Annotated in this window: 9 protein-coding genes; 3 read left to right on the top strand and 6 right to left on the bottom strand. The window is 53.2% G+C overall.

What is annotated here, in order from left to right; translation table 11 throughout:
- Positions 1-6: 6 nt before the first annotated feature.
- Positions 7-2,400, bottom strand: coding sequence for a maltodextrin phosphorylase (gene malP / locus ACUY4Q_RS01860; protein WP_458045456.1), 2,394 nt, complete (start codon positions 2,398-2,400; stop codon positions 7-9).
- A gap of 109 nt (positions 2,401-2,509) precedes the next feature.
- Between malP and ACUY4Q_RS01855 the strand changes: the two genes are divergently transcribed.
- Both ACUY4Q_RS01855 and malT read left to right on the top strand, forming a co-directional pair.
- Complete coding sequence (locus ACUY4Q_RS01855) at positions 2,510-2,656, top strand: hypothetical protein (protein ID WP_458045455.1); 147 nt, start codon at positions 2,510-2,512, stop codon at positions 2,654-2,656.
- A 381-nt stretch (positions 2,657-3,037) separates the two neighbouring features.
- A complete protein-coding gene (gene malT / locus ACUY4Q_RS01850) occupies positions 3,038-5,743 on the top strand; it encodes an HTH-type transcriptional regulator MalT (protein ID WP_458045454.1) in 2,706 nt (901 codons plus the stop codon).
- 40 nt (positions 5,744-5,783) lie between these two features.
- Here malT and ACUY4Q_RS01845 read toward each other — a convergent pair whose 3' ends face one another.
- Genes ACUY4Q_RS01845 through glpE form a run of 3 tightly spaced genes read right to left on the bottom strand, consistent with a single transcriptional unit; the run spans position 5,784 to position 7,779 of the window.
- Entirely contained in the window at positions 5,784-6,542 is a 759-nt protein-coding gene (locus ACUY4Q_RS01845; protein WP_458045453.1) for a DeoR/GlpR family transcriptional regulator, read from the bottom strand.
- A gap of 17 nt (positions 6,543-6,559) precedes the next feature.
- Entirely contained in the window at positions 6,560-7,390 is an 831-nt protein-coding gene (glpG, locus tag ACUY4Q_RS01840; protein WP_458045452.1) for a rhomboid family intramembrane serine protease GlpG, read from the bottom strand.
- A gap of 53 nt (positions 7,391-7,443) precedes the next feature.
- A complete protein-coding gene (glpE, locus tag ACUY4Q_RS01835) occupies positions 7,444-7,779 on the bottom strand; it encodes a thiosulfate sulfurtransferase GlpE (protein WP_458045451.1) in 336 nt (111 codons plus the stop codon).
- Between the two features lie 235 nt (positions 7,780-8,014).
- Between glpE and glpD the strand changes: the two genes are divergently transcribed.
- The gene (gene glpD / locus ACUY4Q_RS01830; RefSeq protein WP_458045450.1) at positions 8,015-9,520 is read left to right on the top strand and encodes a glycerol-3-phosphate dehydrogenase; all 1,506 of its coding nucleotides are present in this window, start codon (positions 8,015-8,017) and stop codon (positions 9,518-9,520) included.
- 44 nt (positions 9,521-9,564) lie between these two features.
- Here glpD and ACUY4Q_RS01825 read toward each other — a convergent pair whose 3' ends face one another.
- Positions 9,565-11,094, bottom strand: coding sequence for a PstS family phosphate ABC transporter substrate-binding protein (locus ACUY4Q_RS01825; protein ID WP_458045449.1), 1,530 nt, complete (start codon positions 11,092-11,094; stop codon positions 9,565-9,567).
- Positions 11,095-11,245: 151 nt separating this feature from the next.
- On the bottom strand, positions 11,246-13,693 hold the full coding sequence (gene glgP / locus ACUY4Q_RS01820) for a glycogen phosphorylase (protein WP_458045448.1): 2,448 nt from the start codon (positions 13,691-13,693) through the stop codon (positions 11,246-11,248).
- Between the last annotated feature and the right edge of the window lie 16 nt (positions 13,694-13,709).

Here is a 13,709-nt window from a genome sequence, read left to right as displayed (position 1 = left end):
TTTCCCTTAGCGTTTTGCCTGCCAGATACGGGTCTGATAATCGCGAATCGAGCGATCCGAGCTGAACATTCCGCAACGCGCAGTATTCAGAATCGCTGCTCGTGTCCACGCCTCCTCATCACGGTATAGCGCATCAACACGCTTTTGTGCATCAACATAGGCTGCAAAATCTGCCAGCACCAGGTAGGGATCGCCGCCTTGTTTACCCATGCTGTGCAGCATTTGGTCGAAGGCATGCTTATCTCCGTCGCTGTATTTCCCGCTCTCCAGCTCTTTCAGCACCGCATCTAACTCTTTGTCTTTTTTACGCCATTTCACCGGGTCGTAGCCTTTCGCCTTCAGCGCTTTTACCTCTTCGACCGTGTGACCAAAGATAAAGATATTCCCATCACCCACCTGCTCGGCAATTTCAACGTTGGCGCCATCAAGCGTCCCGACCGTCAGCGCGCCGTTCAGTGCCAGCTTCATGTTACCGGTGCCCGAGGCTTCTTTACCGGCAGTAGAAATTTGCTCCGAGACATCTGCCGCCGGAATCAGTCGCTCTGCCGCCGAGACGCAGTAGTCTGGCAGGAAGACCACCTTGAGTTTATCGCCGACCTTCGCATCGTTATTAATCACCTGCGCGACTTTGTTGATGGCATAAATAATATTCTTCGCCAGGTAATAACCCGGTGCCGCTTTGGCGCCAAATAAAAATACGCGCGGTACACGGTCGGCCTGCGGATTTTCACGAATTTCTCTGTAGAGCGCGACAATGTGCAGCAGGTTCAAATGCTGGCGCTTATATTCATGCAGGCGCTTGATTTGAATATCAAAAATGGCCTTTGGATTAATCTCAATACCGGTGCGATGTTTCACAAATTCCGCAAGCAGGTTTTTGTTTTCCTGCTTAATCGCACGGTACTGCGCACGGAATTTTGCGTCGTCGGCAAACTTCTCCAGATGAATAAGCTGGTCAAGGTCATTGGCCCACTCTTTTTTCAGCGACTTATCCAGTAATGCGGCCAGCGCCGGGTTGCACTGCTTGATCCAGCGACGTGGCGTAATGCCATTGGTGACATTATGGAATTTGCCCGGCCACAGTTGGTTGTACTCCGGGAAGAGATCTTTCACGACCAGATCGGAGTGCAGCGCAGCCACGCCGTTCACCGCAAAACCGCTCACCACGCACATGTTTGCCATGCGCACCTGTTTGTGATGTACCACCGCAAGTTTTGCCCATACCGCCTCATCCCCCGGCCAGGTTTTTTCTACCAGTACCTTAAAGCGGTCATTGATTTGCTTGATGATTTGCATGTGGCGCGGCAGCAGCGCTTTCACCAGTTTTTCATCCCAGCACTCCAATGCTTCCGGCATCAACGTATGGTTGGTGTAGGCGAAAGTTTTGCTGGTGATGGCCCAGGCGTCATCCCAGCTCAGCTGGTGCTCATCGATGAGGACACGCAGCAGTTCAGGAATGGCGATGGTCGGGTGGGTGTCGTTCAACTGGATAACTTCATACTCCGCCAGCTCAGCCAGTTTACGTCCGGCCAGATGGTGACGGCGCAGGATATCGGCAACGGAACAGGCGCACTGGAAGTACTGCTGCATCAGGCGCAGCTTTTTGCCTGCCTGGTGGTTATCATTCGGGTAGAGCACTTTGGTCAGTTTTTCAGCGTCAATCCCCTGCTGCTCAGCTCTCAGGAAATCGCCGTCGTTGAATTTGGTCAGGTCAAACGGGTGCGCATGGGTTGCCTGCCACAGGCGCAGCGGCTGGGCCACGCTGTTATGGTAGCCAAGCACCGGCAGATCCCAGGCTTCGCCCACGAGGGTAAAAGCAGGCGTCCAGTGCCCTTCTTTACTCACTTTGCCGCCGATGCCCACATGCACATCCAGCTGTTCGTTATGCGTAAACCACGGATACGTCCGGCGGTGCCAGTCGTCCGGCGCTTCTTTCTGATGCCCTTCGTCGAAGGACTGGCGGAACAGGCCATACTGATAATTCAGGCCGTAGCCCGTCGCGGATTGCCCTACGGTCGCCATCGAATCGAGGAAACAGGCCGCCAGACGCCCTAATCCCCCATTGCCCAGCGCAGGGTCAGTCTCTTCTTCCAGCAGGTCGCTGAGGCTTAGTCCCTGAGCTTGCAGCACTTCGCTCACATCCTGATACCACCCCAGGTTCAGCAAATTATTGCCCGTCAGGCGGCCAATCAAAAATTCCATAGAGATGTAGTTAACATGGCGCTGCTGGCGAGCGGGCTTCGCCTGAGGCAGCGCCACCAGTAATTCTGCCAGTGCACCACTTACCGCCTGCCACCACTGGCGGGATGTCATTTCTTGCGCGGCGTGCAGACCAAATTGCTGCCACTGACGTGTCAGTGCCGCTTCGAATTGCGCTTTGTTAAACGTAGGCTTTGACATAAAGAAATCGGATCCTGTAATTGAAGAAAACAACGTTAGCGCTAGTGTGCCAGGCTCGTTAAATGACGTCCTCATCCTGCCAGGGAATCAACGGGGAGGAGTAGCAGGGATGAGCGAAAAGTGTGATCTCTGCCACCTAAAGTTAGCTGTTTTTTTAAACATTATTCAAGCCCTTGCTCCTTATGGCTCGGCGTTTAAGCATAGCGGCAAGGGAGACGGCGCGCTGAAGCCTGCTAAAAGAGGAGTAAAAGAATGAACTCTCGTTTCATATTAAATTAATCGTTAATACAGACCAGGTTGAAGAAATAATAATTTGTTGGCGCATAGGCAGCGGTTTTTGCTATTTGTGCTGAATCGTGGAATTTCCACTTAATAATGTTATTGAGCACCTTCTGAACGGCAAATAATTTGCCATTGAAGGCGTGATAACAGAGGCGATCTGCCTGCGCAGCCTTTGCCCACGGGTGTCGACAATTTATTCATTAACAATTTAGAAATGTGACATAGTGCAAATTCACAATCGTTAGATTTGGACATAACTTGCAATAAATGCGGATTTATCCGACCTTATTGATATTAATTACGAAGCGCAAAAAAAATCGTTTTCCCCCTTTGTCCTCACAGTGAAGTGATTACTATGCTGATTCCGTCTAAATTAAGTCGCCCGGTTCGCCTCGACCATACCGTCGTTCGCGATCGCCTGTTGGCGAAACTTTCCGGCGCGAACAATTTTCGGCTAGCGCTCATCACCAGCCCCGCAGGTTACGGAAAGACAACCCTCATCTCGCAGTGGGCGGCGGGTAAAAACGACATCGGCTGGTTCTCTCTGGATGAGGGGGATAATCAGCAGGAGAGATTTGCCAGCTACTTTATCGCGGCTATCCAGCAAGCCACCGGCGGGCATTGCGTCAGCAGCGAAGCCATGGCGCAAAAGCGTCAGTACGCCAGCCTCTCCTCCCTCTTTGCCCAACTGTTTATTGAGCTCGCGGAGTGGCAACGCGCGCTGTATCTGGTGATTGACGATTACCATCTCATTACCAATCCGGTGATTCACGATGCAATGCGCTTCTTCCTGCGCCATCAGCCGGAAAACCTGACCCTGATCGTCCTGTCGCGCAATCTGCCGCAGCTCGGCATCGCTAATCTGCGCGTGCGTGAGCAATTACTTGAGATTGGCAGTCACCAACTGGCGTTTACCCACCAGGAAGCCAAACAGTTCTTTGATTGTCGCCTGACGTCCCCGATTGAAGCTGCCGAAAGTGGCCGCCTGTGCGATGACGTGGCCGGATGGGCCACGGCGCTGCAGCTCATTGCCCTTTCCGTCAGGCAAAACCATGGCGTAGCCCACCAGTCGGCGCGTCGTCTGGCGGGGATCAATGCGAGCCATTTGTCCGATTATCTGGTTGATGAAGTGCTGGATAACGTCGACGCGGCGACACGCCAGTTTTTACTCAAAAGCGCGTTATTGCGTTCGATGAACGATGCGTTGATTGTGCGCGTGACCGGTGAAGAGAACGGTCAAATGCGGCTGGAAGAAATTGAGCGGCAGGGTCTGTTTTTACAGCGTATGGATGACTCCGGCGAGTGGTTCAGCTATCACCCTCTGTTCGGCAACTTTCTGCGTCAGCGCTGCCAGTGGGAACTCGCCGCCGAGCTGCCTGACATCCACCGTGCGGCGGCTGAAAGCTGGATGGCGCAAGGTTTCCCCAGCGAAGCTATTCATCATGCGCTGGCGGCGGGCGACGGCACCATGCTTCGTGACATTCTGCTCCACCACGCATGGGGATTGTTCAACCACAGTGAGTTGAGCCTGTTGGAAGCCTCTCTCAAAGCGCTGCCGTGGGAGAGTTTGCTGGAAAATCCGCGCCTTGTGCTGCTACAGGCCTGGCTGATGCAAAGCCAGCATCGCTACAGCGAGGTCAACACCCTGCTGGCGAGAGCGGAGCAGGAGATGACCACCCGCATGGACGCCTCGCTGCATGGCGATTTCAATGCACTGCGCGCGCAGGTGGCTATCAATGATGGCGATGCCGTTGAAGCTGAACGCCTGGCGATGGTCGCGCTCGATGAGCTGCCCCTTGCCAACTATTACAGCCGCATTGTGGCCACCTCGGTTCATGGCGAGGTGCTGCACTGTAAAGGGCTGCTGACCAATTCGCTGGCGCTGATGCAGCAGACGGAGCAGATGTCCCGTCGCCATGACGTATGGCATTACGCGCTGTGGAGCCTTATCCAGCAAAGTGAAATTTTGTTTGCCCAGGGCTTTCTGCAGGCCGCGTGGGAGACCCAGGAAAAAGGGTTCCAGCTTGTCCGTGAACAGCATCTTGAACAGCTCCCGATGCATGAATTTCTGCTGCGCATTCGTGCTCAGCTGTTCTGGGCGTGGGCGCGGTTGGATGAATCCGAAGCGGCGGCGCGTCAGGGCATGGAAGTGCTGGTTTCCTATCAACCCCAGCAACAGCTGCAATGCCTGGCACTGGTGGTACAAAACTCCCTCGCCCGTGGCGACCTGGACAATGCCCGTAGCCATCTGCATCGTCTTGAGAATCTGTTGGGCAACGGTCAGTATCACAGCGATTGGGTGTCGAATGCCGATAAGGTCCGCGTAATTTACTGGCAGATGGTCGGCGACAAAAAGGCCGCAGCGCAGTGGCTGCGTCAGACGCCGAAACCGGAATTTGCCAATAACCACTTCCTGCAAGGCCAGTGGCGTAACATTGCTCGCGCACAGATTTTACTGGGCGATTTTGATCCGGCGGAGATGGTGCTGGAGGAGTTAAACGAAAACGCCCGCAGCCTGCGCCTGATGAGCGACCTCAATCGCAACCTGCTGCTGCTTAACCAGCTTTACTGGCAGTCAGGGCGCAAGAACGATGCCCAGCGTGTGCTGCTTGAAGCCCTGCAGCTTGCTAACCGTACCGGGTTTATCAGCCACTTTGTGATTGAAGGCGAAGCGATGGCCCAGCAGCTGCGCCAGCTTATCCAGCTCAATACGCTGCCAGAATTGGATCAACATCGTGCCCAGCGTATCCTGCGTGACATCAACCAACATCATCGCCACAAGTTTGCTCATTTTGATGAGAACTTTGTGGAGCGTCTGCTCACCCACCCGGATGTACCAGAACTTATTCGCACCAGCCCGCTCACCCAGCGTGAGTGGCAGGTGCTGGGGCTTATCTATTCCGGTTACAGCAACGAACAGATTGCCGGCGAGCTCGCCGTTGCGGCGACGACCATCAAAACGCACATTCGTAATCTGTATCAGAAACTCGGTGTCGCTCACCGTCAGGATGCGGTTCAGCATGCGCAGCGGCTGTTGAAAATGATGGGATACGGGGTTTAAAGCAGACTGTCCGGCTGGCATTGCGCCAGCCGACTTTACATCAACACAATTCAAGCTGAATGTTATTACTGGTTAACACCTGCATCACCCCGGCAGGCGGTGGGGTGTCGGTGTAAACGGTATCCACCATGCTGATGCTGCCCATATTGACCATGGCATTGCGGCCAAATTTCGAATGATCCACCACCAGCATGACATGGCGGGAATTTTCAATGATTGCCCGCTTTGTACGGACCTCATGGTAGTCAAACTCCAGCAGCGAGCCGTCAGCATCGATGCCGCTTATCCCCAAAATACCGAAATCCAGACGGAACTGGGAGATGAAATCGAGCGTTGCCTCACCCACAATTCCGCCATCACGGCTGCGTAGCTCTCCTCCCGCCAGGATAACGCGGAAGTCCTCTTTTTTCAGCAGCGTGTTGGCCACGTTCAGGTTGTTGGTGACTACCCGTAAATTGCTGTGATCCAGCAGAGCATGGGCCACCGCTTCAGGCGTGGTCCCGATATCAATAAACAACGTTGACCCATTGGGGATCTGGCTGGCGACTTTACGCGCAATGCGCTCTTTTTCCGCCGTCTGCGTGGCTTTGCGATCGTGCCAGGAGGTATTCACTGAACTTGAAGGCAGCGCCGCACCGCCGTGGTGACGCAAAATCTTGTTTTGATCCGCAAGATCGTTGAGATCGCGGCGGATGGTCTGCGGGCTCACCGCGAATTGTTCTACCAGTTCTTCCGTGCTGACATATCCCTGCACTTTAACCAGTTCAATGATTGCGTCATGACGTTGTGTTTGTTTCATGAAATGTCTCTGGATAATTATGTTCGTTTTCGCGCATTCATGGTATCGACCAGCGCCATCGCGAGGCCAATCAACAATCCGGCAGTATGGGCGCCGGTGGCGCTATTCATTGCCGATACGCCAAACCATTCGGCAATCAGAATCACACCGGTGAAGATGGCCAGTCCACGCGGCAGATAGACCGGGCGTTCCGGATCGCGCTCACCGCGCAGCCAGACGTAACCAATCAGGGCATAGACCACACCCGATAAACCACCGAACCACGGACCTGAAAGCTTGAACTGCAGAAATCCGCTGAGCAAGGCGCTGATAACGGTGATTACCAGCAGTTTGCCGCTGCCCAACCGTTTCTCTACGGCTCCGCCAAGATACCACCACCAGAACAGGTTAAAGATGATATGAACCAGCGAAAAGTGCATTACCGCATGGGTGAAATAACGCCAGGCTTCATACTGAACCGCGTCGTTGAACGGCCAGGCCAGCCAGATCATCACCGCCTGGTCGCCAATGATGTTCATCAGAGCGAAAACGAGCACGCAGGCGGCAAAAATGAAAACGGTCAGCGGTCCGCCACGCTCCTGCAGCGCCGCGCGTAGCGGCAAACCACGATAGTGCAGACCATTGCTGGTTTGCCCTGACTGCCAGCTCGCCGCCAGGTAACGCGGGTCGCCGGGATTTTCCATAAAGCGCGCCAGCTCTGCTCTTACCCGTTCAGCCTGACTCTCGTCTGCCAGCCAGATATCGCTTTGTTGGTGATGCTGGATGGTCAGAATAACGCCCTGCGTTTGCATGTAATCAACAAATGCCTGGGCGACGCGTGGGTTAGCAAAGGAAGTGATCATCAACATGAAAAGTGGTCGCTTAGTCCCTGGAAAAGAGGACAGTATAGCGGCAGTTTTGGTTATCCCTGAAGGGTTCCGTGCGCAACTTCTGCCGGGAAGTGACGGTGCCAGGCATCAAAACCGCCGTCCACGCTGTAGACATTGTCATAACCCTGCTGGAGCAGATACTGCGCGGCACCTTTACTACTATTGCCGTGATAGCACATCACCATGACCGGCGTTTCAAAATCGGTCTCCTGCATAAAGGTCGCCAGCGTGTCATTCGTCAGGTGGAATGCGCCCGGCGTGTGGCCCATCGCAAAGCTCTGTGGATCGCGAATATCAACCAGCACCGCCTTCTTCTGCTGCAGTTTCTGGTGGGTTTCTTCAACGTTGATACAAACAAAATGATCCATGGGGCTCTCTTTTAGTCATTGCAGATGCGGTTTTCTCCCTCTCCCTTGAGGGAGAGGGTCGGGGTGAGGGTGAAAACCCAGATACACTCATTTTACGTCCTCCCGGCATGGAAACGCCATTATGTTATGCATATCACTCTAAATTGTTTTTTTGATGTTACCAAGAGCGCGTTCCTTTGCTATTATGAGCGATATCGAACATTTATGAGCTTTAACGAAAGTACGTGAGGGCAGCATGGAAACCAAAGATCTGATTGTCATTGGCGGGGGCATCAACGGTGCCGGTATCGCGGCAGACGCCGCCGGGCGTGGTCTGTCCGTGCTCATGCTGGAAGCACAGGATTTGGCGTGTGCGACCTCAAGTGCCAGCTCAAAATTGATTCATGGTGGCCTGCGCTACCTTGAACACTATGAGTTCCGTCTGGTCAGCGAAGCGCTGGCTGAACGTGAAGTCCTATTGAAAATGGCCCCGCACATTGCTTTCCCAATGCGTTTTCGTCTACCGCATCGCCCGCATTTGCGCCCGGCCTGGATGATCCGCATCGGTCTGTTTATGTATGACCATCTGGGTAAACGGACCAGTTTGCCCGGTTCGCAAGGTTTGCGTTTTGGCTCAGAATCGGTCCTCAAACCGGAAATCGTGCGCGGTTTCGAATATTCTGACTGTTGGGTCGATGATGCGCGCCTGGTCGTAGCCAATGCGCAGATGGTGGTGAAAAAAGGCGGTGAAGTGTTAACCCGCACCCGCGCGACATCAGCAAGACGTGAAAATGGCTTGTGGATCGTTGAGGCAGAAGATATCGACACCGGGGAAAAATTTAGCTGGCAGGCGCGCGGTCTGGTGAATGCAACCGGCCCGTGGGTCAAACAGTTCTTTGATGACGGTATGCACCTGCCCTCACCTTACGGTATCCGCCTGATCAAAGGCAGTCATATTGTTGTGCCACGCGTGCACACCCAAAAGCAGGCTTACATCCTGCAAAACGAAGATAAGCGCATCGTGTTCGTCATTCCGTGGATGGACGAGTTTTCTATTATCGGCACTACCGATGTAGAGTACCAGGGCGAGGCGAAGAACGTTGAGATCGATGAAAGCGAAATTAATTATCTGCTGAAAGCGTACAACGCCCACTTCAAAAAACAGCTGTCGCGTAACGATATCGTCTGGACCTATTCGGGTGTGCGTCCGCTGTGTGATGATGAGTCTGATTCACCGCAGGCCATCACGCGCGATTACACGCTTGATATTCATGACGTGGACGGTAAAGCGCCGTTGCTGTCGGTGTTTGGCGGCAAGCTCACTACCTACCGTAAGCTCGCCGAGCATGCGATGGAAAAACTGGCGACGTATTATCAGGGTATCGGGCCAGCGTGGACGAAAAGCAGTGTCCTGCCTGGTGGTGAACTTGAGGGCGATCGTGATGATTACGCGGCCAAACTGCGTCGTCGCTATCCGTTTATTACGGAATCACTGGCCCGTCATTTTGCCCGGACCTACGGCAGCAACAGTGAGCTGATCCTGAAAGATAAAACGTCAATTGAGGATCTGGGCGAGCACTTCGGTCATGAGCTGTACGAAGCCGAACTGCGCTACCTGGTCGAGCATGAGTGGGTTCGCCGTCTGGATGATGTTATCTGGCGTCGTACCAAACTCGGGATGTGGCTGGATGCGGACCAACAGTCGCGCGTCGCGCAATGGCTGACCCGCCATAGCAAAACCGAGCTGTCACTGGCCTCCTAATCCTGAAATATGCCCCGCAGCCATCTGGCGTTGCGGGGCGATATTTACTCCGCCTTCTTCAGCGTTTCATATAACGGCACATATCCCACATCTTCAACCAATGCCTGCCCCTGCGGACTCAAAAACCAGCGCACTACCTTTTGCGCTTTTTCGTCCGGGTTCTCCCGCGTCACCATATAGACATCCACTGAGAATGGGTAACGCCCTTCGCGTATAGTCTCACTGGTGGGGGCAACGCCATCGATCGCCAATAATTTAACCCCTGCAGTCGGATTCATCTTCGTTGCGTAGTAGCGGAAGGTGTAACCAATTGCACCTTTACTGTTTTGATATTCGGCCACCTCGCGCAAGATGCGCCCCATCCCTTCTGCCACTTCGGTCTCTTTTGGCGGCAGCATCGGCGTCCCTTTCATCACTTTCGCCAGCATGGTGGACTGGCTACCTGAATCCTCCGGGCGCTGCCAGACGTCGATTTTTCGATTATCTCCCCCCACTTCGCTCCAGCGAGTGATGGCGCCGCTGAAGATGTCACGCACCTGCTGCTGAGTTAAGCTATTTACCGGGTTATCCGCATGGGTGATAAAAACAAAGGCCTCACGAGCAAAGGGCGTATACGTCAGCGTGACGTTTGCTGCCTGCGCCCGCTTTTTCTGGCCTTCCGAAGGTTGAGCAACAAAAATAATATCAGCGCTGTCGGCGATAATATTTTTATAGGCGTCGGGCGTGCGCGAAATGCCAAGCCAGGATTTCTCAATCTCATAGAAAGGCATGTCATCCGCAAAGGTATTTAATGCGAAGAAGGCGGAAGCAAATAACGGATAGGCCGCGGTGGCGCCGTCGAACCGGGGATGTTTGATGCTAAACGTGAACGGCGCTGCCCCTCGCAGTTTAGTGAGTTTATTGTTTTCCTTTTTGGGATCGTAATTCCATGTATCAATCGACTCGCTAAGAGCATTATCCTGGTCCACCAAAGGAAATCTATCTAACCGGAGCTTCGCCTGCCATCCGGCAAATAAGGTCAGCGCGACCAGAACCCATACCAGGGTGTTACGTAGCTTTATGCTTTTCTGCGAATCGGGAGAATGTCGGTTTCGCCAGTAGCAACCCAGCGTAAAGCACGCTTGGGCCCCTACAGGAATAATGACCATCGCCCCATATTGACCCGATAACAGTGAGAGCAGATTGATACCTGACCAGGGCAGCGTAACAGCAAGAAAGTCATTGTACCCATGGCTACTGAAACTCAACTCCGCCAGCTGGAAAACGATCGCCCAGGCGCTCAATACCCATATTGCAGGCAGTAGCAACAAAGCCTGACGCATAGCGTTATTTTCTTTGGGGGGCGTAAACCTTGCTAATAGCCAGCCCAAAACAGACATCAGCAGGCCACCAAAAATATAAAACCCCACCGTTGCGATGAAACTATCCAATATCGTGCGGGAAAGATCGAATATCCGAAGCCCTTTGCCCATCATTTCATTCAGAAATAGACACAGTAATGCCACACCATGTGCCAACAATGGAACGACAATGAGCGCCAATACGCACGCTCTTACCCACCACCAGAATTTCATATTCCTGTCACCTCATCCTTGTTTGGAAAAATAATTATAAAGCGATGGGTTGGCGAGGACGCCCCTTCGTTTTCTGAAATCTCCCTGTTTTAAAATAAAAAAACGGAGCCAAATGGCTCCGTTGGAATGTATGTGGAAAGATAAAAGCGATTTACAACCGCACCGGATCGATATGCCAGATCTTCTCGGCATACTCCTGAATCGTCCTGTCGGAGGAGAAGTAACCCATATTGGCAATGTTGTGCATCGCTTTAGTGGTCCACTCTTCCGGCGTGCGATAGAGCTCGTCGACCTTATCCTGGCAATCAACATAGCTACGGAAATCAGCCAGCACCTGATAGTGGTCACCAAAGTTGATCAGTGAATCCACCAGGTCACGGTAACGGCCTGGATCCTGCGGGTTGAACAGCCCGGTCGCAATCTGCGTCAGTACCTGATGGAGCTCTTCATCCTGTTCATAGTACTCACGCGGCTTGTATCCATTACGACGCAACTCTTCAACCTCTTCCGCCGTGTTGCCGAAGATAAAGATGTTGTCTTCGCCTACGTGCTCCAGCATCTCGACGTTTGCGCCGTCGAGCGTGCCGATGGTCAGGGCACCGTTGAGGGCAAACTTCATGTTACTGGTGCCAGACGCTTCCGTCCCTGCCAGAGAAATCTGCTCGGAAAGATCCGCCGCCGGAATGATCACCTGAGCCAGACTGACGCTGTAGTTCGGTATAAAGACCACTTTCAGTTTGTCGCCAATCTCAGGATCGTTGTTGATCACCGCCGCCACATCATTGATGAGATGAATGATGTGTTTAGCCATGTAATAGGCAGAGGCTGCTTTACCCGCAAAGATATTGACGCGTGGCACCCACTCCGCCCTGGGATCGGCCTTAATCCGGTTGTAGCGAAGGATGACGTGCAGCACATTCATTAGTTGACGCTTGTACTCGTGAATGCGTTTGATCTGAACATCGAACAGCGCTTTCGGGTTCACCACCACGTTAAGCTGTTGAGCAATCACCGCCGCCAGGCGTTTCTTATTCTCCAGCTTGGCCTGACGAATCGCCTGATTCACCAGCGGGTAATCAATGTGCTGTTCCAGCTCGCTTAACTGGCTGAGATCGGTACGCCAGGTGCGACCGATATTTTCATCCAACACCTCGGACAACGACGGGTTCGCCAGTGCCAGCCAGCGACGTGGCGTCACGCCGTTGGTCACGTTGGTGAAACGCATCGGGAAGATCTTCGCAAAGTCGGCAAACAGCGACTGAACCATCAGATTGGAGTGCAGCTCAGAGACCCCGTTCACTTTATGGCTGACCACCACCGCCAGCCACGCCATGCGCACGCGACGACCGTTAGACTCGTCAATAATGGACGCACGGCTAAGCAAGCCGACATCATTGGGGTACTGTTCCTGAATGGTTTTCAGGAAGTAGTCATTGATTTCGAAGATGATCTGCAAATGGCGCGGCAGGATCTTACCGAGCATATCAATAGGCCAGGTTTCCAGCGCTTCGCTCATCAACGTATGGTTGGTGTATGAGAAGACCTGGCAGGTCACTTCAAAGGCTTCATCCCAGCCAAACTTATGCTCATCAATCAATAAACGCATCAGCTCAGGAATAGACAACACCGGGTGGGTGTCATTGAGGTGAATGGCCGTTTTTTCCGCCAGATTGCTGTAGGTTTTGTGCAACTGGAAGTGGCGGCTCAGGATGTCCTGAATAGTCGCAGAGACCAGGAAATACTCCTGACGTAGACGCAGCTCACGCCCTGAATAGGTTGAGTCATCCGGGTAGAGCACGCGAGACACGTTCTCGGAGTGGTTTTTATCTTCCACCGCCGCAAAGTAATCGCCCTGGTTAAACTTACCCAGGTTGATTGCACTACTGGCCTGCGCATTCCACAAACGCAGCGTGTTGGTCGCATCGGTATCATAGCCGGGGATAATCTGATCGTAAGCGACGGCCAGAATCTCTTCGGTTTCAAGCCAGCGGGACTTCTTGCCTTCCTGTTGGATGCGGCCACCGAAACGCACTTTATAACGGGTATTGTGGCGTTTAAATTCCCACGGATTACCGTACTCCAGCCAGTAATCCGGCGACTCTTTTTGCCGCCCGTCGACGATGTTTTGCTTGAACATGCCGTAGTCATAACGGATGCCATAGCCACGACCCGGCAACGCCAGGGTGGCCAGAGAATCCAGGAAGCAGGCCGCAAGGCGGCCCAAGCCGCCGTTACCCAGTCCCGGGTCATTCTCTTCGTCGATAAGCTCAGCGAGATCCAGCCCCATCTCTTCAAGCGCGTTTTTCACGTCATCGTAAATACCCAGCGATAACAGCGCATTGGAAAGTGTGCGGCCAATCAGAAATTCCATCGACAGGTAGTAGACCTGTCGCGTTTCTTGAGACAGTTGTGCACGGTTAGAGCGCAGCCAGCGCTCTACCAGGCGGTCACGTACCGCAAACAGCGTGGCGTTCAGCCATTCATGCTTATTGGCGATAACCGGGTCTTTACCGATGGTGAACATCAACTTATAAGCAATTGAATGTTTTAACGCCTCAACGCTCAAAGTGGGTGATGCATAAGTAAAAGGTGCATTCATATAAGTGATTCCAGGA

This window comes from Phytobacter cepae, from assembly GCF_054165735.1.
The sequence above is the reverse complement of the archived record's forward strand: the minus strand, read 5'-3'. Positions and strand labels throughout refer to the sequence as shown.